Source organism: Natrinema pallidum, from assembly GCF_005890195.1.
GTDB classification, from domain to species: domain Archaea; phylum Halobacteriota; class Halobacteria; order Halobacteriales; family Natrialbaceae; genus Natrinema; species Natrinema pallidum.
On the sequence record NZ_CP040637.1, the window covers coordinates 3,432,168 to 3,451,950 of the forward strand.

Sequence of the window (19,783 nt, forward strand, 5' to 3'; positions counted from 1 at the left end):
TTAGAGCCAGAGGTCGAGTTCGGTGGTGTCGTCGTACTCGCGCTCGAGAGGCTCCTCGAAGACGCGCATGTGGACTTCGCCGGCCCAGACTGTCGCCTCGTTCAGGTGGCCGGCGACCGACTCGCCGTCCGGCCCCGAGAGGACCGCGTGAGTGTGGGCAAAGCGTTCGCCGTCGAACCACGAGACGTTCCCCGTACAACTCGCGACCTCGAGCGGGTCGTCGAACGCGATCGACTCGTACTCGCAGGCGTCCTGATCGTAGAACCACAGTTCGGCGTCCTGGACCGCACCGAGCGCTGTAAACCAGGCGGCGTCGGCCTCGACCGCGTCGGCGAGCGACTCGATCTGGGCCCGCCAGTCGGCACCCGTCTCGAGGCGGGCGACGTACTCACCCGTGGTCTCGACGGCTCGATAGTTCATATCCAGCTACTGGATCGGCCGATAGAAAAAGCTCATCGTTTGTTCGGAGGGGAATACGGACGTGACTGTGGTAGTAGCAAACATCGATGGCTATTAATAATACGAACTACTTCCCACACAGATATGGGAGACCATCACCATCGAACATGCATGACGCCTCGACAACTAGTTACGTTCCAGGATAGAACTTTCCGGCATATATAGCGTTAACACCAAAAATTATATATTCCATCTCATAGGAGTTGTCATTGGTATGTCAAACCACACGTCAGAACTGTCCCGACGACGGCTACTCGCGTCGGGCACTGCCGTCTCCGCGGCAGCGATCGCAGGGTGTATCGGTGGGAGCAGTAGCGACGGTGAAGTGTTCCACTACACGCAGGAAAAGTCTCGAGAGGACCAGTACGATCCTATCGTCTCGAACGACACCTACAGCTTTCAGGTGATCGAGCGGGTCTTCGACGGACTCTACGAGTACAACGAGGGACTCGAATTACAGCCCAAAATCGCGGCGGGCGAACCGACGGTCGAGCGCGATGGAACCCGGTATATCTTCGACATCAAGGAGGCCGCAACGTTCCACAACGGTGACGACGTGACCGCCGCCGACGTGGGTCACTCGTTTACCGCGCCGGTCGAAGAGACAACGGAGAACGCCGCCGAATACAACATGATCGAGAGCACCGAGGTCATCGACGACTACCAGCTACAGGTCGACCTCGGTGACGATCCGTACGGCCCGTTCGAACTCACGACGATGGGCGTCCCGGTGGTTCCCAAGGATGTCCGGACCGACGATCGCGACAAGTTCAACAAGGACCCGATCGGTGCGGGGCCGTTCAAGTTCGCCGAACTCGGGGACAACTACGTCGAGGTCGAGAAATGGGACGACTATTGGGGCGATCTGGAACCGAACGTCGAGCGAATCCGCTTCAAAGCCCACGACGACAACGCAGGTCGCGTCTCCAGCATCCGTTCCGGAGACACCGACGTGATCTCGGAGGTTCCCAACGGGGACTGGGACGTGCTCAAGAACGAAGAGAACATCAACCTCCATTCCTCGGAGAGTTCGACGTACATGTACATGGCCTTCAACTGTAACGAAGGGCCGACGACCAATCCCGAGGTACGACGGGCGATCGCCCACTCGTTCTCGATGGAGAGCTTCATCGAGAGCAACGCCGAAAACGTGACTACCCCGATGTACAGTCCGATTCCGCCGGTCGTCAACGAAGTCTGGGGGTTCCCGGAAGACGAGTACAAGGACATGCTGCCGGAGTACGACCCCGACCGAGCGAAGTCGTTGCTCGACGAACACGCACCGGACGACTTCGAGCCAACGATCCTCACGCCGTCGGGACTTCGGGCACAGCTTGCGGAACGAATCGCCACCCGACTCGACGCAATCGGCTACGGTGCCGACGTCCAACAACTCAACTTCGCGACGCTGCTCGACAAGTACCACACGGGCAACGCCGACGATTACCAGATGTACCTGCTGGGATGGGCCGGCGGTGGCGACCCGGACGACTACTTATATGCACTGTTCCACGAGAGCCAGACCGGTGCAACCGGTAACCAGGGACACTACTACGAAGGGAGCGATTCCTTCCACGACGACCTCCTTCGGGCGCGGAACATGGCCGACCAAGATGAGCGATACGACATCTACGACCCTATTATTCGGGAGATCATCGAGCAGCTTCCGGTCCTGCCGGCGTTCACGCAGGACAACACGATGGCGTCACGCGACTACGTGAACGACCTCCAGGCCCATCCGGACTCCCCGACGAACCCGGTCTTCATCTCCGATTACGCCAACGTCTCAATAGAATGATGAATGTGGCTGGGCGAGATTCGCCGGGAGTATCGACGATTCCCTGAGCATAGCGGGTTGAACGACCGCAAACGAAGATGACCGCGACGAATCAACGGACAGATTCACGGATTCATGAAATTACTCAAATACGCGACATACAGGCTCTTGCAGTCGATCCCCGTCCTCATCGGGATCTCCGTCATCACGTTTCTGCTTGCGAACCTGGGACCGGGCGATCCGGTCAGTCTCATGCTACAGGGGCAGGAACAAAACGAGGCGTTGGTACGGGCGATCGAACAACGGTACGGACTCAACAAACCGCTCCACGAGCGGTACCTCACGTACATGGGCGGCCTGCTAGAGGGAGACCTCGGGCAGAGCATCCACTATCGACGGCCGGTAACCGATCTAATACTGGAACGGGTCGGCCCGACGCTTCTATTGGTCCTGTCGGCATATGCGTTCGCCCTCGTCACGGCGATCCCGCTCGGAGTCATCGCCGCCAACAAGCGAAACGAACCGAGCGATCACGCATCGCGAGTTGCCGCGCTCATCGGTGTCAGCACCCCATCGTTCTGGATCGGGATCGTGCTGATATTGATCTTTGCCGTCAAACTCGAGTGGCTACCGTCGAGCGGACTCATCTATCCGTGGCGGCCCCCCAGTACCTATCGGTCGATAGACGGCCACCTCGAGCTGTACTATCAGTCGCTCAGACACTTGCTGTTGCCGATGATCGCACTGGGAACGCTGCAGATGGCGACGATCATGCGCGTCGAACGGACCCAGATGATCGAATCACTGCAAGGCGAGTACGTCAAACTCGCCCGCGCGTACGGCGTTCCCGAGCGAACGATCCTGCGAAAGCACGCGTTTCAGGTCGCCCAGTTACCGATCGTCACCATCGTCGGGGCCAACCTGTCGACGGCGATCGGCGGTGCCGTCATCGTCGAGACGGTGTTCAACATCAACGGCATGGGACAGCTATTCGTCGACTCGATCCAGCAAAACGACTATCAACTCATGATGGGGGTGACGATGATGCTTGGCGTGTTGTTCGTGCTCGGCGTCATCGTTACCGACATCTCGTATGCGTACATCGATCCACGGGTCACCTACGGTGAGAGTGAATAACTATGGCAGTCGGTGAATCACAACTCGACGGCGAGACGGAATCGGGAGCCGAAGACGAAGTCGAGGCACGTGTCGGGTGGCGGTACACCGTTGCACGGATCAAACAGGACACGACGGCCCGGTTGGGGTTGTACATCGTGTCGTTTACGTTGTTCGTCGCGATGTACACCCTGATCGACAGCAACCTGTCACGGCTCACGTTCGGACAGGTGTCCAATTACACGTTCGCACAACTGCTGCCGTTCTTCGATCACCCCACGCACATTCCGCCGCCGGGTGAGGGCACCCAGCACATGCCGCCGTACTTCCCGCTGGCGGAGCAGTCGTGGAACCCGCTGCCGGCGGGCGGCACGCTCGAGCATCCACTGGGAACCGATCACACCGGCCGGGACTACTTCACCAGAGTCGTCTACGGCACGCAGGTATCGGTGTTCGTCGGGCTCATCTCGACGTTTATCGGCCTCAGCGGTGGAACGGTCATCGGTGCCGTTGCGGGCTACTACGGCGGAAAAGTCGACGACATCCTGATGCGGATCGTCGAGACGGTGTACGCCATCCCGCCGCTGATCCTCATCATCGTCTTCACCGTCTTCATCGGCGGGGCCAGCATCTGGTATGCGGTACTCGGCGTCGGGATCGCCTTTATCCCGATCTTCGCCCGCATCATCCGGAGCCAGGTCCTGAGTGTCCGCGAAATGGACTACATCGAAGCCGCTCGAGCGGCCGGCGTGAGAGACCGCAACATCATCATGCGACACGTCGTCCCCAACAGCTTCGCCCCGATGCTCGTGTACGCGACGCTCCAGATCGGCGTCACCATCCTCATCGTCGCGGGACTCTCCTTCCTCGGGTACGGTGCACAGCCACCGACCCCGGACTGGGGACAGATGCTCAACATCGCGCATCGCAACTACATGCATTCGAATATCTGGCTCTCGATCTGGCCCGGTATCGCGATCATGATCACCATCATGGGCTTCAACCTGTTCGGCGACGGCCTGCAGGACGCCCTCGACCCACAGATTGACGACTAACTATGAGCTCCGAACCACTACTTCGCGTCGAGAACCTCAAGACGCAGTTCTTCACCGAGGAAGGTACAGTACGCGCGGTCGACGGCATCTCGTTCGAGGTCCGCGAGGGCGAGATCGTCGGCCTCGTCGGCGAGAGCGGCGCAGGGAAATCGGTCGCCTCGATGAGCATCATGGGACTTGTCGAGAGTCCCGGCGAAATCGTCGGCGGCGAGATCACGTACAAGGGCGAGACCCTCTTCGGCCTCGAGGAGGGGCCGGACGGCGAACTCCGGGAGCGCGACGACATGCTCTCGAGCGAGGAGATTCGCACCCGAATCCGGGGCAACGAGATCGCGGTGATCTTCCAGGATCCGATGGAGTCGCTGAACCCCGTCTTCACCGTCGGCGGCCAACTGCGCGAGTTCATCGAACTCAACCGCAGGCTGCCGGAGGACGAGGCGCGAACGGAAGCGATCGACATGCTCCGCGAAGTGGGCATTCCGGACCCCGAAGAGCGCTACGATGAGTACCCCCACCAGTTCTCCGGGGGGATGCGCCAGCGCGTCCTCATCGCGATGGCGCTAGCCTGTGAGCCCAGCCTCATCATCGCCGACGAGCCGACGACAGCCCTAGACGTCACCGTCGAGGGACAGATCCTCGATCTCGTCGACGACCTCCAGGAGAAGTACGGGACGAGTTTTATCTGGGTCACCCACGATCTGGGCGTCGTCGCGGAGATCTGCGACCGGGTGAACGTCATGTATCTCGGCGAGATCGTCGAGAAAGCGCCGGTCGACGACCTGTTCTACGATACCAAACACCCCTACACGAACGCCCTGTTGAACTCGATTCCCCGTCCCGACCGGACCGTCACGGAACTCGAGGCGATCGAGGGTGTGATGCCCGAAGCGATCAGCCCGCCGTCGGGCTGTCGGTTCCATCCGCGCTGTCCGGACGCGCGGGAGGTGTGTAAACGCGCCCATCCCGAGGTGAAGGCGGTCGCCGACGCCGATGGGGAGCCACATCAAGCGGCCTGTGTGAAACACGACGCGTTCGATGCGGGCTACGACCAGAGCTCGCCGCTCGAGGGAGCCGCGGTCGACGCCGGACCGGCGGCGGTCGAGGAGCCGGAGTCCGAGCTCACGGCAAATCCGGCCGGCGACGACAGCGGAGGTGAGCAGCGTGAGTAGCGGCATTCGAATGGACGAGGACAGCGGCTACGACAGCGACGACGCCCTGCTCGAACTCGACGGCGTGACGAAGTACTTCGGGCAGGAGTCGGGGCTGTTGGCCGGACTGGAGTTCGAGCCAAATCAGTTCCCGCCGGTCAACGTCAATCGGGAGACGGTGAAGGCGGTCGACGACGTTTCCCTCGAGATCCAGCCCGGCGAGACGCTCGGGCTCGTCGGCGAGTCCGGCTGTGGCAAGAGTACGCTCGGGCGGACGATCCTGCGGTTGCTCGAGCCGACCGACGGGGACATCTACTTCAAAGGCGAGAACCTCGCCGACCTCGGCGGGGGGGAACTCCGCCGGATGCGCTCGGACATGCAGATGATCTTCCAGGACCCACAGTCCTCGCTGGATCCCCGGATGAAGGTCGGCCAGATCATCGAGGAGCCGATGCGGGCCCACGATATGCTCGACGACGAAGGGCGGCGAGCGCGGGCGAAAGAGCTTCTCGAGAAGGTCGGCCTCGATCCGCGCCACTACAACCGGCATCCACACGCGTTCTCCGGCGGCCAGCGACAGCGGATCAACCTCGCACGGGCGCTATCGGTCGACCCCGATTTCGTCGTCTGTGACGAGCCGGTCTCCGCACTGGACGTCTCGATCCAGGCGCAAGTGCTGAACACCATGGAATCGCTCCAGGAGGAGTTCGGGCTCACGTACCTCTTTATCGCCCACGACCTCTCGGTCATTCGGCATATCAGCGACCGCGTGGCGGTGATGTACCTCGGAAACATCGTCGAACTCGCCGAGAAGGAAGAGCTGTTCGAGAACCCCCAGCATCCCTACACGCGTGCCTTGCTCGATTCGATTCCCGTCCCGGACCCGCGAGAGAACGGTGTTCGGGGCGTACTCGAGGGCGAGGTGCCGAGCCCGGTCGATCCGCCGTCGGGGTGTCGGTTCCGAACGCGGTGTCCGCGCCTGATCGCACCCGATACATACGACTGGTCCGAGGAGAAGTGGGCACAGACGCGAGCGTTCATGCGGGCGGTCAAGCGACGCTCGTTCGAACCGATGCCGGCCGCTCGGATCGAGGCCGAGTTCTTCGACGGCGACCGGCCCGGAGGCGAGGCGGGATCGATCATCGACGAGGCGATCGATCTCGTCGCCAGCGACGGCGGCGGCGGCGGTGGGGACGGTGACGACAAATCCGACCGGTGGGCGACCGCGACCGACCTGTTGCTCGAGTCCTTCGCCGAGCAGAGCATCTGTGCACACGAGCGACCGGCGTACGACCTCGAGTCAGAACACGGCGACGGCGACCACTTCGCGGCCTGTCACCTGCACCGGTGAGGGTCCGGACCGAGCCTGCACCGATCGCTGACCGAGAAGCGGAACCGGCCGTGCGAACTGTTCACTGATACGCCGGTCAGTGATGGTTAAACACGGTCAATCATCGCAAAAACCCTTAAGCCGCTGCCGGAACTATTTACTCATACATGAGTAAGACACTCGCCATCCTGGCAGCGCACACGAAAACCGGTGCGAAGGTACAGCGAACGATCGAACACTCGCCCTCGTTTTCGGGCGTCCAGACGAGCGACGACGGCCAGCCCGAGACGCGCGTTTCACCGGGCGGGTTCCTGACCGGATAGCCGAACAGTCGATCCGCGACGGCACCGAACCCTGATCGCTCGAGATCGGAGTCGACACGACGGATTATGGACGGCACGGGGCCGCGGGACCCGATGAGTTTCGAGTCGGCACGGCCGATCACGCTGAAAGCGAGGAGTCAATCGCGTCACTCGCAGGGAAGTGTGGCAATCGAACAAGGTTCAGATAAGTCCCGGTAGATGACGGTATTGCTCGAGGAGAGGTCCTGAAACTGCACCGAGGTCGGTTTTGCGTCCACGCAGAGAGTTTTCGTCTCGCCGCTATCGACAGTCTGAGTGTTGGTCGTGCCGCCGTTGCAGTTCGACGTGGTGTGGTGGACCGTCACCGACGACCCCTCCGTGACTTCGATTTCGAACTCCGTCGCGCCCTTGTACTCGTCCAAATCGTATTCGGCGTAATCGATGACGTTGAACGCGAAGTCGGTCGAGCCCTGCGGATCGAGGGTAAGCGTCCGATCAGTGCGACCGTCAGGATTGAGCAGCCACCCTTGTCGTTCATTGGGGAACACCGTCGTCTCGAAATACCCCTCGGAACTGTCTCTCGATGAGTCGTAACTCCCACACGGGTACACATACGAGGCGTCGAGTTCGTATCTCACGTCGATCGGTTCCGCGGACGTATAGAGGTCGAGTTCATCCGCGGTAAACCACGGGTCGCACCCGTTCGCTGCTGCACCGGTATTGGCGAGTCCGATCGTTGCGACGGTACCGACTGCGACGCCAGCGCCGTTCTTCAATATTGATCGTCGGTTGTATTTCATTACTGCACCTACACCATCAACAGTTGTTAACGTGAATGTTCGCCATAAAATTTTGTGTACCTAATGTATATGGGTTCTGGACGGAGAATTGTTGCAGGCCCGCATTCCGATCACATTAGTTGCTACCATACGTCACGAATCCTACGGCCGAAGACAAATGGATCGGTCGTAGTGGATCGGAGCGAGCGGTCGGGTAGTACCACCGATCGGAGAGCGCCAGTGTCACTCGAGTCGGATCGTCGTCACGTCCGCGGGCCGAGCCGCCCCCTCGGCGGTCGCGACGAACGCCCGAATCTCGTGTTCGCCGGCGTCGGGGACGATTGATTCGTGGCGATCGCCGCCGGTTCGCTCGAGGCGACCGTTCCAGGTCACCGAGACCCGTTTTCGCTCGCCGCCACGGAAATCGAAGGTCGCGGGCCGCTCCGGTGTGTACCGGCGCTCGTCGCTGGCCTCGAGGTAGCCGTCGACGGTCCAGCCCCAGCGCCGTTGCCGTGGCGTCGGGAGTTCGACGGGCACCGGGAGCCGATTTTCGAACGTGACGGTGATCTCGACGGGCTCGTCGCGCTCGTAGACGTCTCGGTCGGTCGTGACCGACACGGTGATCGCGCGCCGGGCGACCGCGCGGGGAACCAACGACGCGAGGACGGTGACCGGCGAAAAGCGCGAGCCGTCGCGCTCGAACCCGAACTCGTCGCTCGAGTCCTGCGACTCCTCCCGTCGCGGCCGAGAGCGCTCCATGGATGCAGCGACCGGTGCGTCGTACTAAACGGTAGCGGTCGTCGATCGTCGCCGCGACCGGCCGGTTCGTGGTGAGTTCGGCGGCTGCCGTCCGGTCGGCGGTCCGTTCGAGCAGCGATCACAGACGGTACGGACAATGAGACACGAAACGATCCCTCTCCCACCCCCAGTTATCGCCAGGCCGAAAGCGTCGGTGCGTCATCTGCCTGCATCGACAGCCAGGCACCGTCCGCGGAGATGTCCGCGATGACGTACTCGTCGCTCGGAGCCGTCGAGTCGATCGAACCGACGATCGTATCATCGGACGCCATGGCGTGGGGGTTCGTCGCCATGTGAGAGAGTGACAACCAGATACATATAAACTCATCGAATTGGACTGTCCAGCTGCGGGACCGATCGGAAGCCAAACCGATATCGGGTGTGAAACACTGGGTTTATACTCATTTTCGCCGTACCGTGGGGATATGAACGTAGCCGACGCGATGACGCCCCGCGAGGACGTGGTCACTGCCGACCTGCCGGGTACTCGTTCGGACGTACTCGAGTACCTGCAAGAACAGTCGTTCTCGTCCGTCCCGGTCGTCAAACCGACCGACAACGGGCCGGAGTACCGCGGTCTCATTTCCCGAGAGAGCCTCATCGAGCAGCCCGACGAGGACCAGCTCGTGATGCTGATGGAAGAGAACGTCCCGACGACGACCGCCGAGACGAACCTTGAGGACGTCGCGCGAACGATGGTCGAGGCGAACGCGCGCCGCGTTCCGGTCGTCGACGGCGAGTTCGAGGGGATCGTCACCGTCACGGACATCATCCACGCGATCGCGACGGGCGATCAGCCGACCGAGGGCACCGTCGGGACCTACGCGAGCGGGGACGTCAACACGACCTACGAGGGGACGCCCCTACCCGTCGCCGAGCGGGAACTCTCCTACGCGAACGTCCCCTACGCCATCGCGCTCGACGACGACGGTCGCATGAGTGGTGTCCTTACGGAGGTCGACGTGCTCGAGGTCGCCCGGATCGTCGAGGGCGAGGAGGAGACGGGCGACAACTTCGGCGATCAGGACGACGACTGGTCCTGGGAGGGCATCAAGGCGGTCGGCAGTCGCTATCTCCCCACGCGGGACATCGAGCTTCCGGCGGGGCCGGTCCGGGAGTTCATGACCGACGAGGTCGTGACGGTCTCGGCAGAGATGTCGATCCAGGAGGCCGCCCAGCGGATGATCACCAACGACATCGAGCAGATTCCGATGGTCACGGGCGAGGACCTCGTCGGCGTCGTCTGTGACGTCGATCTACTGGAGGCGCTCTATGAGTGAGCACGAGCACGCGGCGAGCGCGGACGAACCGACGAGCGAGAAACTGGTCGAACTGGCCAAGCGGCGGGGCTACTTCTTCCAGTCCTCGGGGGCGTACGGCGGCGTCGGCGGCTTCTACACCTTCGGCCCCCAGGGCGCGGCGCTGAAGGGCAACGTCGAGGACGCCTGGCGCGATCGCTTCGCGGTCGCGGAGGGCAACATGGAGATCGACGCGCCGACGATCATGCCCGAACCCGTCTTCGAGGCTTCGGGCCACCTCGACGGCTTCGACGACATGCTCGTCGAGTGTCCCGACTGCGGCGAGAGCCACCGCGCGGACCACGTCGTCGAGGACAACACCGACTACGAGGACGCCGAGAGCCTCCCCATTCCCGAGGTCGAGGAGGTCATCGCCGAGTACGAACTCGTCTGCCCCACCTGCGGTGCGGGGCTCGCGGGGCAGGCCGTCGACGCGTTCAACCTCATGTTCGCGACGAACATCGGCCCCGGCGACTCCGACCCCGGCTACCTGCGTCCCGAGACCGCCCAGGGCATCTTCGTCGAATTCCCGCGGCTCAAGGAGTACGCGCGCAACCAGCTCCCCTTCGGCGTGACCCAGATCGGCCGCGCCTACCGCAACGAGATCAGTCCCCGGCGCTCGATCATCCGCACCCGCGAGTTCACGCAGGCCGAACTCGAGTACTTCATCGATCCCGAGGAGGACGAGCCGGACCTCGAGAGCGTCGCCGACGTCAAGGTGACGCTCTACCCCGCCAGCGAGCAGAACAAAGAAGACGGCGAGGAGATCCGGACGACGATCGGCGCGGCCGTCGACGACGGAACAATCGCCAGTCCGTGGGTCGCGTACTTCCTCGGCGTCGCGAAACCCTGGTACGATGCCGTCGGCGTCGACATGGATCGGTTCCGGTTCCGACAGCATCTCTCGGGCGAACGCGCCCACTACGCGGCGGACTGCTGGGACGCCGAAAGCGAGATCGACGGCAACTGGATCGAGATGGCCGGCTTCGCCTACCGGAGCGATTACGACCTCTCGAAACACGCCGAACACTCCGGCGACCGCTTTACGATCTTCAAGCAGTACGACGAGCCCAAAACCGTCGAGCGCGCGACGGTCGATCCCGACATGAGCTACCTCGGCCCGGAGTTCGGCGGCGACGCACAGGCCGTCGTCGGGGAACTCGAGGCGCTCGCCGAACGGGACCGGTCGGCGTTCGACGGCGACACCGTCGAGATCGAACTCGAGGGCGAGAGCCACGAGATCCCCGTCGAGAAGACCGGCTTCGCCGTCGCGGAGCAAACGGAAGCGGGCGAACACATCGTTCCGCACGTGATCGAACCCTCCTTCGGGGTCGACCGGCTGGTCTACACCGTCCTCCACCACGCCTACCGCGAGGATGAGGTCGCCGGCGAGGAACGGACCTTCCTCGAACTCGATCCCGAGGTCGCACCCACGTTCGTCGGCGTCTTCCCCCTGCAAAACGACGGCGAACTCGAGGAAGCGGCACGGGACATCGCCGCGGATCTCCGCGAAGCGGGCCTATCGGTCACGTACGACGACTCGGGGAACATCGGTCGGCGCTACCGCCGCCAGGACGAGGTCGGCACACCGTTTTGCGTGACGGTGGATTACGAGAGTATCGAACAGGACGAGGGTGGCGTCACGGTCCGCGAACGCGACTCGACGGACCAGAAGCGACTCGCGATCGACGAGCTGCCCGAGACGCTGTCGGCGATTCGCGCCGGCGATCTCGCGTTCGACGATCTCGAGGAGTAGGCGACGGCACCCGCATTGCAGAGAGGCCGTTTTGCGACGGGGGTGGGAACGATCTCGGTCCCACTTTGCGGAACGATACGCGACGGCGCACGGTGAAAATCGGCATCGGTCGTCGCCACGCCTTTAAATAATATATAGTACTCGGGAGAACTAACCGACGGACTGAAGGTCACCTCTCCCAAGGCAGGACATGATGGCCGACGAACTGAAGCGGCGACTCGTCCACGCCAGCGGTTCGGGGCTGGTCGCCCTCTATCTGCTCGCCGACTTCCTCGAACTCGGGCTCACCTGGCCTCGATTTCGGGTCCTCATGATCGTCCTCGCGACCGGCGCGCTCGTCCTCGAGTTCCTGCGACTCCAGGTCGGGCTCGACTGGCGGCTCTACGACGTCCTCACCCGCGAGTACGAACAGGATAACCCCGCCGCGTACGCGCTCTACCTGATTAGCATGGCCGCCGTCGTGGTGATCTTCAAACCGGCGATCGCGCTGCCCGCGATGTTGATGCTCGCGCTCGGCGACCCGATCAGCGGGGCCGTCTCGGACAACACCCTCCAGCGGGTCAAATCACCGACGGTGCTGGGCACGATGTTCCTCGTCTCGACGATCATCGCGCTCCCGTTCCTGCCGCTCACGGCGGCGCTGCTCGCCGCAGCGGGCGCGACGCTCGCCGACGGCGTGACGGTCGAAATCCGCACCTACATCATCGACGACAACCTGACGATCCCGATCTACGCCTCCTGTCTGGCGTATCTCGTCCTCGAGTTCACGCCGGTGTCGATGTAGGCTCGCCGACCGCCACACCGGTCGTTCGGCCGTGAGGCCGGATCAGGCGTTCAACCGCCAGAGCTCGAAATTGAGGACGACTGCGAACGTTACCCACGCGAGATACGGGACCAGCAACGCTCCAGCGCGGCGGTCGACCCGTCGGAAGGCAACGAGCGTTCCGACGACGAGCCCCCAGAGGACGACGACGATCCCCAGCGCGACCAGCGGGGCCTCGAGCGCGAAGAAGGCGGGCGTCCAGGCGACGTTGAACAGCATCTGGAGGACGAAAGCACCGAGCGCGAGGCGACGCCCGTCGGCGTCGCTGCGCCAGACGAGCCACAGCGCGATGCCAAGGAGGATAAAGAGGAGCGTCCAGACGACCGGGAACGCGATCGTTGGCGGATAGAACCACGGTTTCTCGAGGGCGCGGAACCACGGCGTGTCGGGTGAGGAGAACACGCTGGGAGCCGCGCCGACGATAGTGACCAGCAGGACGAAGCCGATCGCCGTGAGGATTGAACCGCCGTCCGGGAGGTGGTGGGTGATCGATCGGAACGCCATACACGTCCTACGTCACCGGCGGGGTTATACGAGGGGCCCGCGCGGGGTCGACTACGGACCCGGCTGCCGGCGACGGGTGGGAACGAGCCGTATCGGAGGCTACACGTTGTGGGGCACCCGATGGACGACCTCGGTCGTTCCGTCGATGGTGGCGGACACGACCAGTTCGTCCCCGTTCGGATCAAGGGTGATCGTGGCGGTGTCGGTCGCGCTCGGATCGTCCATCGTAGCGGAGGCACCGAAAACCGTCGATTCGACGGTCACTACGTCGACATCCGGCGCGTCCGCGAACTCGACTCGAGCGCGGTGTCTGGCACCCGACGTGTCGAACGAGACCGCGTCGACGACGCGTCCCTCTTCGTCGATGATCGGGTCGTCGCGAATCTCGTCGGGGTCGGACCGGGCGGGAAGCCACCAGAGAATCGTCCACTCCCCGTTCTCGGTGACCAGAACGATCTCCACCTCGTCTTCGAACGCCTCGCCGGCCGTGTCGCCGGGTTCCATCGTCGCCGAAACTAGCGCCGTGTCACTGCCCTCGACGACCGTCGCGAGCTCGTCCTCGACGAACAGCTTGGCACCTGGGATCGCACGGAGGTCCGCGACGGTGAGACCGGTGTCGTCGAGTTCGGTGTCGAACGACTCGATATCGAGCCCCGGTCGGTCCGTGCCCTCACCGTCCGTCGTCGCATCGAAGTTGTCCGGATGCAGGCTGCTCGAACCGTGGACGAGAGCGGCAAACGCGTCGCCGTCGCCGGCGTCGACGGCGCGGAGAAACGCTCGAGCCGTCGCTTCCGGACCGTCCGGCGTCGCTTCGATAGTCCGTTCGTCGGTCGCGTCGTCCTCGTCGTTATCGTCGGGTTCGTCGGCGATACCGCCAGTGCTCGCGAGGGGGCTCTCGTCGAGACAGCCTGCAAGACCGGCGGTACCGACGAGGCCAGCGGCAGCGAGATAGTGTCTGCGATGCATTGCGTCCCATTCGAGGCTGAACGGATGGAAGAACCCCCAGTCGATTTTGGCGGACGGCGACCGACGATCGACTGCTCTGGATCGGCGGTTGGTGGGCACCAAACGGCTCTGTCTCCCGGCGGGGCTGGGGAAGACGACGGTGTGTCTGTTTGTCACCGCCAATCGGCCGATGGACGCCGACAACTCCCGAGATGATGTCCGGCAGTCTCGTTGAGGGGGGTGGCCGCGAATGCCCGACCGGTGACCGAGTCACGATTCCCGTTGGAGCCTCGAGAGCGATTCAATTCGATCGGTCGTCGGTGGGTGTGTACCGAGGAATCGGCGGTTGAGTTGGTGGAGTCGTTTTCGGAGCCACCAGTACGACGGCTCAGCATCGCCTTCGGGACCGAGCATGATCTTTTCGGGTGTCATCGGTTCCAGTGGCAGAATCGAGAGCGAAGAGACAGCCGAACCGTCTCGGAGGTCACGCTCGGGTGCCTCGGAAATTTCCCGATCTAATCGAGAGAGCGCACTGGCGAGGGCGGCGGGTGAGCCGGTCACCTCCGCGGCGGCCCGGTCCGCAGCGCATTCCCTGGCTCTGGAGAGGTGAGCCGTGAGGAGTCGTCCGACGACCCACACGGCGGTCGACAGAAATACGAGTAGCACGGCCGTCACGATCCCGGGATGATCGATCCGTGCGAGTCGTGACCGGAGTCCGGCCGCGAGAACGACGGGAAGGGAAACGACCGTCATGACCATCGCGTCTCGGTTTTTGACGTGAGCGAGTTCGTGAGCGATTACCGCTTCGAGTTCGTCCGGATGATCGAGCGTCTCGATCGTTCCGCGCGAAAACACCAGATGGATGTTCGTCGGTCGAAATCCGACCGCCAGCGCCTCGGGAGCGTCGCGCTCCGAGACGGCGATCGTCGGCGGTGGCACGTCCAACTGAGCAGCGACGCGAGTCGCTGTCCGGTGCAACTTCGGAGCCGTCTCGCGATCGACCGGATGTGCATCCGAAAGCCGTTCGATCGTCTCGAGGTGTCTGTACTCGATATACGCGATCGCGACTACTATCGTGACCGTAACACCGGCAGCGATCGAGACGGGGGACGCACTTCCGATCAGGACGAGTCCGCCGTAAAACGTCGCCCACACGCCGACGAGGAGTCCGATCGCGACTAAAACTAGTCCGGCGAGCGAAGCGACCATCCGTAATTGTAATCTGCGTACTGCGGGGGGCATACGCGATATTTCGAGACAGTTTTTCAAAAGCGCAATGGTGACGGATTACTAACTACAGGCCGTCTCTCATATATTTTCGGAGAGTAGCTACTACGCACTCGAGTAGCCGCTTCGCGGCCAGTACGGATCATGAAGCAGTCATGAACGAGCGAGGATTCCGGCGTGATGAATCTCTCATTGAATTCGATATGGGTGTCATCACTGTTCGAGAGATCTGGTTCTGTGAGTTCGTATTCCACCGACAAGCGCTCCACCTCCAACGACCACGAGAACACCGATAGTAAGGAGACTTGCACCTCCACGCATGAGAAAGCCGGCGATGGCGAGCGAGAGGATACCGAAGCCAGCCATAATATACCCGAACATCGTTGGACGTACAATTACGATCAAAAGACCCAACCAAACGATTGTTGGATAGAGAGAGAATATACTCACTCCAGTCATAAAGTATCCAACAACACTAATGGCAAATATTAAAAGTGCTAGAGACAAATATACGTATTGCCAGCGTTCCAGCGAAGTCATACAGTTTTTGCTACTGTATAATTATTTATTAATCTTTCTATAGTCAGAACAAGATTATACGAACTAGATATGGCACTATGTCTTTTGATTTGTCGAAATTACTAGATGATCAGAAATGCAAAGTATGTGTTTCAATATGTGACAAATATTGGTTTTTTACGTTTGTGTCTACGGAATTGCACCAGGAATAGGCGGGGTAGCAGCCATCGTCGCGAATGCAACTGCAATTCCAATGGCCGTGAGGATCAGAAGCACTTCCGGCGGACTTATGCCTGCCGCATCGTACAGATCCTCTGCGAAACTGTAACTTAGGTCGTACAGCGCTTGAGCGAGTTCGCGAATCGATACCTCTCGTGGATCCGGCATATCCGGGCACTTCGTCACAACACACGCCTTCTGACCAGTGCTTGTCAGTTCGAGATAGAAGCACCCGTTGGCTTCGTTGATCATCGCGTTAAAGCCGATCTGGTATTGAATGTCTCCTTCGACCTCGCCGTCATCAATGTGGACACTGGGCCCGTAGCCGAGCGTCATACCGACACGTCTCCCGGTAAAGTTGACATCTCCGCAGGAAAGCGGCATCTCCGTCACTGGGTTATTAGCGAGTGCGCAGAATTCGTCACCGAGTGGAATGTCAACGCACCAGTTAAAAGGCAGTCCGGTCGGAACGCCGGGAATCCAACTCGGCCAGTTCGGTGTCACTACACCGTCGTCGTCGAGTTCCTTCCGAATCTCTTGTCGGGCTATTCGGTTGAGCTCGGCAACGACAGCATCTTTCTCTTCTTCAGTGAATTCGTACTCGGTGGCGTTCTCAGATGCATTCTCCTTCGCTTGTGCGCTTCCTGCTGCGGAGAGAAGAACACCGGAACTCGCAATACCGAAACCCGCTTTTCGGAGGATGTTTCTTCGATTAACATCACTGTTTTCTTTTCCAACCATATCCGATTGAAGCCATTTCCCCCAGCATATTAGTTTTTTATATTATTAGTAGTATTAGGACACAGTAATAGTTTATAACTATTGCTAATAATAAGTGTGTTCATACCAGTACTAGACCTCAAGAATTATATCGGAACGGCAGTCTCGCGGTCGACTATGGCTCGAGAACCACCAAAATTAGTCCCAAGAGCAATTATGTGTGGCCAAAACTGTCCCGATATAATTGGCGGAAATGATCCGGATTGAGCCTTCGAGCGGGCGGCCAGGGAGGACTAATCGGACATCGCTGGAGTAAGGAGAGCGAACTGATCGGAGTTACAAGGATGGTATCACAATACGAGGTTATTACGTCCAGTGCGAGACCGAAGAGTACAACATGTATACCACAATTCATGATCCAGCAGGGTAGTCGACGTCGAACATGATTCGAATACACCGTGAACGACCGCGTTCATTTTCACCCCGCTTTCTCAATGCTTAACCGCGACCGTCTCGAATCGCCGGCAATGGCAGCACAGGACGAGGACGTCGCTTCTATCGAGCATCCGCTCCTCGAGCCCGACTTCTTGGAGCGGCGACTCTACCAGTTGAAGCTCGCGGGGACGGCCGCGAACCACCACACGCTCGTCTGTCTCCCGACGGGGCTGGGGAAGACGACGGTGAGCCTGCTGGTCACCGCACGGCGACTCGAGGAGGTCGGCGGCAAGTCCCTGATGCTCGCCCCCACCAAGCCCCTCGTCCAGCAGCATGCGGACTTCTACCGCGAAGCGCTGCAGATCCCCGACGAGGAAATCGTCGTCTTCACGGGCGACGTGAGCCCGGACGATCGCGCCGCGACGTGGGAGTCGGCAACCGTCGTGATGGCGACGCCACAGGTGATCGAAAACGACCTCGTCGGGAGTCGAATCTCGCTCGCCGACGTGACCCACGTCACCTTCGACGAGTGTCACCGGGCGACCGGCGACTACGCCTACAACTACATCGCCGAGCGCTACCACGCCGACGCCAAGCGGCCGCTCGTGACGGGGATGAGCGCCTCGCCCGGCGGCGACGAGGAGGCCATTCTCGAGGTCTGTGAGAACCTCGGCATCGACGAGGTCGAGGTGATGACCGAGGAGGACGCCGACGTCGACGAGTTCACCCACGACACCGAAGTCGAGTGGGAGCGTATCGACCTGCCCGACGAGGTCCTCGAGATCCGCGACGCGCTACACGAGGTGATCACGGAGCGCCTCGAGAAACTCAAGGAACTCGGGGTCGCGAGCTCGACCCAGCCCGATCAGTCCCAGAAGGACCTGAATCGGATGCGGGCCGAGTTGCAAACGTTGATCAACAACGACCAGTCTGAGGGGTTCGAGGGGATGTCGATCCACGCCGAGGTGATGAAGCTCCGGCAGGCCGTCACGCTGGTCGAGACCCAGAGCGTCGAGGCGCTCCGGCGGTACTTCGAGCGCCAGCGCAATCAGGCCCGGACCTCGGGCGCGTCGAAGGCCAGTCAGCGGATGGTTTCCGATCCGCGCGTGCGCGAGGCCATGCGGAAAGCCGAAAGCTTCGACGAGATCCACCCCAAATACAGGAAAGCGCGCGTGCTGCTGGCGGAAACGCTGGGACTCGAGGGCGGCGAGCGGGTGATCGTCTTCACCGAGTCCCGCGACACGGCGGAGGCGCTGACCGACTTCCTCTCGGACAGTTTCGACACGAAGCGGTTCGTCGGGCAGGGCGACCGCGAAGGCTCCGACGGGATGACCCAGAAGCAACAACAGGCGGTCTTAGACGAGTTTCGCGCCGGCGAGTTCGAGGTCCTCGTCTCGACGTCGGTCGCCGAGGAGGGGCTGGACGTGCCCGAGGTCGACCTCGTTCTTTTCTACGAGCCCGTGCCGACGGCGATCCGCTCGATCCAGCGGAAGGGACGGACGGGTCGACAGACCGAGGGACGGGTCGTCGTCCTCATGGCCGAGGACACCCGCGACGAGGCCTACTTCTGGATCTCCCGGCGGCGCGAGACGGAGATGGAATCGGAACTGCGTGAACTGAAAGGACTGGCCCCCGAAATCGCCGAGGAACTCGACGACTCACAGCAGTCACTGACCGATTTCGAGGGGGCAGGCGAGGGCGGGGTGAAAGTGGACGGGAACGACGAACACACCGACGCCGTTGGCGATTCCTCCAGCGGAAGCGAGGGGGTTGCAGCGGGGCCGGGACTGCAGGCGTTCGGAGAACGCAACTCGGAAACGGGTAGTGATCAGGACACTGGAGACGAGGCGGACGAGATCGAGACCCACGAACCACACGCCGACGGCGACACCGTTGCGGTCGTCGCCGACCAGCGGGAGATGGACGCGAACATCGCCCGCGACCTCTCGCGACGCGAGGAGTACGAGATCAGCCTCGAGACGCTTGACGTCGGCGACTACGTCCTCTCCGATCGGGTCGTCGTCGAGCGCAAGTCCGTCGCGGACTTCGTCGACTCGCTGGTCGGCGGCGACCGCTCCGTCTTCGAACAGGTCGGCGCGATGGCCCGCCACTACTCGCGGCCGATCGTCGTCATCGAGGGCGAGGGGCTGTACGAACAGCGGGACGTCCACCCGAACGCGGTCCGGGGGGCGCTCTCGAGTCTCGCGGTCGACTTCGGGGCGAGTGTCCTGCGGACCGACGACGAGGACGATACGACCGAACTGCTCGCGGTGATCGCCGGCCGGGAACAGGAGACCGCCGACCGGGAGGTGTCGGTCCACGGCGAAAAGGGGACCAAGACCCTGCGCGAACAACAGGAGTACGTCGTCTCCTCGATCGCCGAAATCGGCCCCGTCACGGCCAGGTCGCTGCTCGAGGAGTTCGGCACCGTCGAGGCGGTGATGATCGCGACCGAAGACGAGTTACAGGAAGCGGACGGCGTGGGGACAGTGACCGCCGAGCGGATTCGGGAGGTCATCGGAAGCGACTACACGGGCTGAGCAGCCGAGCGATCCGGTGGCCGGGTTGTGATC

At 61.8% G+C, this 19,783-nt stretch carries 19 protein-coding genes; 10 read left to right on the top strand and 9 right to left on the bottom strand.

Going from position 1 to position 19,783, the window contains the following annotated elements; genetic code table 11:
* A complete protein-coding gene (locus FGF80_RS17085) occupies nt 1-420 on the bottom strand; it encodes a PPC domain-containing DNA-binding protein (protein ID WP_006184935.1) in 420 nt (139 codons plus the stop codon).
* 253 nt (nt 421-673) lie between these two features.
* On the opposite strand from FGF80_RS17085, the gene FGF80_RS17090 reads away from it, so the two are divergent.
* The 6 genes from FGF80_RS17090 (at nt 674) to FGF80_RS19350 (ending at nt 7,208) form a co-directional block, all read left to right on the top strand.
* Nucleotides 674-2,257 carry an ABC transporter substrate-binding protein gene (locus FGF80_RS17090; protein WP_138655343.1) on the top strand — a complete coding sequence of 528 codons (1,584 nt, stop codon included), beginning with the start codon at nt 674-676 and terminating at the stop codon, nt 2,255-2,257.
* Nucleotides 2,258-2,371: 114 nt separating this feature from the next.
* The gene (locus FGF80_RS17095) at nt 2,372-3,373 is read left to right on the top strand and encodes an ABC transporter permease (RefSeq protein ID WP_138655345.1); all 1,002 of its coding nucleotides are present in this window, start codon (nt 2,372-2,374) and stop codon (nt 3,371-3,373) included.
* A gap of 2 nt (nt 3,374-3,375) precedes the next feature.
* The gene (locus FGF80_RS17100) at nt 3,376-4,407 is read left to right on the top strand and encodes an ABC transporter permease (protein WP_138655347.1); all 1,032 of its coding nucleotides are present in this window, start codon (nt 3,376-3,378) and stop codon (nt 4,405-4,407) included.
* 2 nt (nt 4,408-4,409) lie between these two features.
* A complete protein-coding gene (locus tag FGF80_RS17105; RefSeq protein WP_138655349.1) occupies nt 4,410-5,576 on the top strand; it encodes an ABC transporter ATP-binding protein in 1,167 nt (388 codons plus the stop codon).
* 10 nt (nt 5,577-5,586) lie between these two features.
* Entirely contained in the window at nt 5,587-6,906 is a 1,320-nt protein-coding gene (locus tag FGF80_RS17110) for an ABC transporter ATP-binding protein (RefSeq protein ID WP_138655562.1), read from the top strand.
* 146 nt (nt 6,907-7,052) lie between these two features.
* Nucleotides 7,053-7,208 (top strand): hypothetical protein, encoded by a 156-nt coding sequence (locus tag FGF80_RS19350; RefSeq protein WP_162831889.1) that lies wholly within the window; start codon nt 7,053-7,055, stop codon nt 7,206-7,208.
* Nucleotides 7,209-7,354: 146 nt separating this feature from the next.
* On the opposite strand, the gene FGF80_RS17115 is transcribed toward FGF80_RS19350, so the two are convergent.
* The 3 genes from FGF80_RS17115 to FGF80_RS19355 all read right to left on the bottom strand — a co-directional run bounded on the left by FGF80_RS17115 (nt 7,355) and on the right by FGF80_RS19355 (nt 9,057).
* Entirely contained in the window at nt 7,355-7,987 is a 633-nt protein-coding gene (locus tag FGF80_RS17115) for a hypothetical protein (protein ID WP_238705313.1), read from the bottom strand.
* Nucleotides 7,988-8,209: 222 nt separating this feature from the next.
* The gene (locus FGF80_RS17120) at nt 8,210-8,725 is read right to left on the bottom strand and encodes a hypothetical protein (protein WP_006184942.1); all 516 of its coding nucleotides are present in this window, start codon (nt 8,723-8,725) and stop codon (nt 8,210-8,212) included.
* Nucleotides 8,726-8,895: 170 nt separating this feature from the next.
* A complete protein-coding gene (locus tag FGF80_RS19355; protein ID WP_175417052.1) occupies nt 8,896-9,057 on the bottom strand; it encodes a DUF7556 family protein in 162 nt (53 codons plus the stop codon).
* A 132-nt stretch (nt 9,058-9,189) separates the two neighbouring features.
* Between FGF80_RS19355 and FGF80_RS17125 the strand changes: the two genes are divergently transcribed.
* The 3 genes from FGF80_RS17125 (at nt 9,190) to FGF80_RS17135 (ending at nt 12,602) form a co-directional block, all read left to right on the top strand.
* Entirely contained in the window at nt 9,190-10,044 is an 855-nt protein-coding gene (locus FGF80_RS17125; protein WP_006184944.1) for a CBS domain-containing protein, read from the top strand.
* A complete protein-coding gene (gene glyS / locus FGF80_RS17130; RefSeq protein WP_006184945.1) occupies nt 10,037-11,818 on the top strand; it encodes a glycine--tRNA ligase in 1,782 nt (593 codons plus the stop codon). The genes FGF80_RS17125 and glyS overlap by 8 nt, the downstream gene beginning before the upstream one ends.
* Nucleotides 11,819-12,011: 193 nt before the next feature.
* Nucleotides 12,012-12,602 (top strand): diacylglycerol/polyprenol kinase family protein, encoded by a 591-nt coding sequence (locus FGF80_RS17135; protein ID WP_049907995.1) that lies wholly within the window; start codon nt 12,012-12,014, stop codon nt 12,600-12,602.
* A gap of 42 nt (nt 12,603-12,644) precedes the next feature.
* On the opposite strand, the gene FGF80_RS17140 is transcribed toward FGF80_RS17135, so the two are convergent.
* The 5 genes from FGF80_RS17140 to FGF80_RS17160 form a co-directional block, all read right to left on the bottom strand.
* Nucleotides 12,645-13,145 carry a TspO/MBR family protein gene (locus FGF80_RS17140; protein WP_006184947.1) on the bottom strand — a complete coding sequence of 167 codons (501 nt, stop codon included), beginning with the start codon at nt 13,143-13,145 and terminating at the stop codon, nt 12,645-12,647.
* 99 nt (nt 13,146-13,244) lie between these two features.
* Complete coding sequence (locus tag FGF80_RS17145) at nt 13,245-14,111, bottom strand: hypothetical protein (RefSeq protein WP_138655351.1); 867 nt, start codon at nt 14,109-14,111, stop codon at nt 13,245-13,247.
* A 249-nt stretch (nt 14,112-14,360) separates the two neighbouring features.
* Complete coding sequence (locus FGF80_RS17150; protein ID WP_138655563.1) at nt 14,361-15,299, bottom strand: M48 family metalloprotease; 939 nt, start codon at nt 15,297-15,299, stop codon at nt 14,361-14,363.
* A 231-nt stretch (nt 15,300-15,530) separates the two neighbouring features.
* A complete protein-coding gene (locus FGF80_RS17155) occupies nt 15,531-15,857 on the bottom strand; it encodes a hypothetical protein (protein WP_138655353.1) in 327 nt (108 codons plus the stop codon).
* A 168-nt stretch (nt 15,858-16,025) separates the two neighbouring features.
* Nucleotides 16,026-16,796, bottom strand: coding sequence for an SH2 domain-containing protein (locus tag FGF80_RS17160; protein WP_138655355.1), 771 nt, complete (start codon nt 16,794-16,796; stop codon nt 16,026-16,028).
* A 506-nt stretch (nt 16,797-17,302) separates the two neighbouring features.
* On the opposite strand from FGF80_RS17160, the gene FGF80_RS17165 reads away from it, so the two are divergent.
* A complete protein-coding gene (locus FGF80_RS17165) occupies nt 17,303-19,750 on the top strand; it encodes a DEAD/DEAH box helicase (protein WP_138655357.1) in 2,448 nt (815 codons plus the stop codon).
* Nucleotides 19,751-19,783: the final 33 nt, after the last annotated feature.

What these genes read in the sequence shown, in the direction of transcription:
- FGF80_RS19350 (WP_162831889.1), top strand. Translation starts at nt 7,053, where the DNA reads ATGAGTAAGACACTCGCCATCCTGGCAGCGCACACGAAAACCGGTGCG.
- FGF80_RS17115 (WP_238705313.1), bottom strand. Translation starts at nt 7,987, where the DNA reads ATGAAATACAACCGACGATCAATATTGAAGAACGGCGCTGGCGTCGCA.
- FGF80_RS17150 (WP_138655563.1), bottom strand. Translation starts at nt 15,299, where the DNA reads ATGGTCGCTTCGCTCGCCGGACTAGTTTTAGTCGCGATCGGACTCCTC.
- FGF80_RS17090 (WP_138655343.1), top strand. Translation starts at nt 674, where the DNA reads ATGTCAAACCACACGTCAGAACTGTCCCGACGACGGCTACTCGCGTCG.
- FGF80_RS17125 (WP_006184944.1), top strand. Translation starts at nt 9,190, where the DNA reads ATGAACGTAGCCGACGCGATGACGCCCCGCGAGGACGTGGTCACTGCC.
- FGF80_RS17105 (WP_138655349.1), top strand. Translation starts at nt 4,410, where the DNA reads ATGAGCTCCGAACCACTACTTCGCGTCGAGAACCTCAAGACGCAGTTC.
- FGF80_RS17140 (WP_006184947.1), bottom strand. Translation starts at nt 13,145, where the DNA reads ATGGCGTTCCGATCGATCACCCACCACCTCCCGGACGGCGGTTCAATC.
- FGF80_RS17135 (WP_049907995.1), top strand. Translation starts at nt 12,012, where the DNA reads ATGGCCGACGAACTGAAGCGGCGACTCGTCCACGCCAGCGGTTCGGGG.
- FGF80_RS17085 (WP_006184935.1), bottom strand. Translation starts at nt 420, where the DNA reads ATGAACTATCGAGCCGTCGAGACCACGGGTGAGTACGTCGCCCGCCTC.
- FGF80_RS17110 (WP_138655562.1), top strand. Translation starts at nt 5,587, where the DNA reads ATGGACGAGGACAGCGGCTACGACAGCGACGACGCCCTGCTCGAACTC.
- FGF80_RS17160 (WP_138655355.1), bottom strand. Translation starts at nt 16,796, where the DNA reads ATGGTTGGAAAAGAAAACAGTGATGTTAATCGAAGAAACATCCTCCGA.
- FGF80_RS17145 (WP_138655351.1), bottom strand. Translation starts at nt 14,111, where the DNA reads ATGCATCGCAGACACTATCTCGCTGCCGCTGGCCTCGTCGGTACCGCC.
- FGF80_RS17095 (WP_138655345.1), top strand. Translation starts at nt 2,372, where the DNA reads ATGAAATTACTCAAATACGCGACATACAGGCTCTTGCAGTCGATCCCC.
- FGF80_RS19355 (WP_175417052.1), bottom strand. Translation starts at nt 9,057, where the DNA reads ATGGCGACGAACCCCCACGCCATGGCGTCCGATGATACGATCGTCGGT.
- FGF80_RS17155 (WP_138655353.1), bottom strand. Translation starts at nt 15,857, where the DNA reads ATGACTTCGCTGGAACGCTGGCAATACGTATATTTGTCTCTAGCACTT.
- glyS (WP_006184945.1), top strand. Translation starts at nt 10,037, where the DNA reads ATGAGTGAGCACGAGCACGCGGCGAGCGCGGACGAACCGACGAGCGAG.
- FGF80_RS17120 (WP_006184942.1), bottom strand. Translation starts at nt 8,725, where the DNA reads ATGGAGCGCTCTCGGCCGCGACGGGAGGAGTCGCAGGACTCGAGCGAC.
- FGF80_RS17165 (WP_138655357.1), top strand. Translation starts at nt 17,303, where the DNA reads ATGGCAGCACAGGACGAGGACGTCGCTTCTATCGAGCATCCGCTCCTC.
- FGF80_RS17100 (WP_138655347.1), top strand. Translation starts at nt 3,376, where the DNA reads ATGGCAGTCGGTGAATCACAACTCGACGGCGAGACGGAATCGGGAGCC.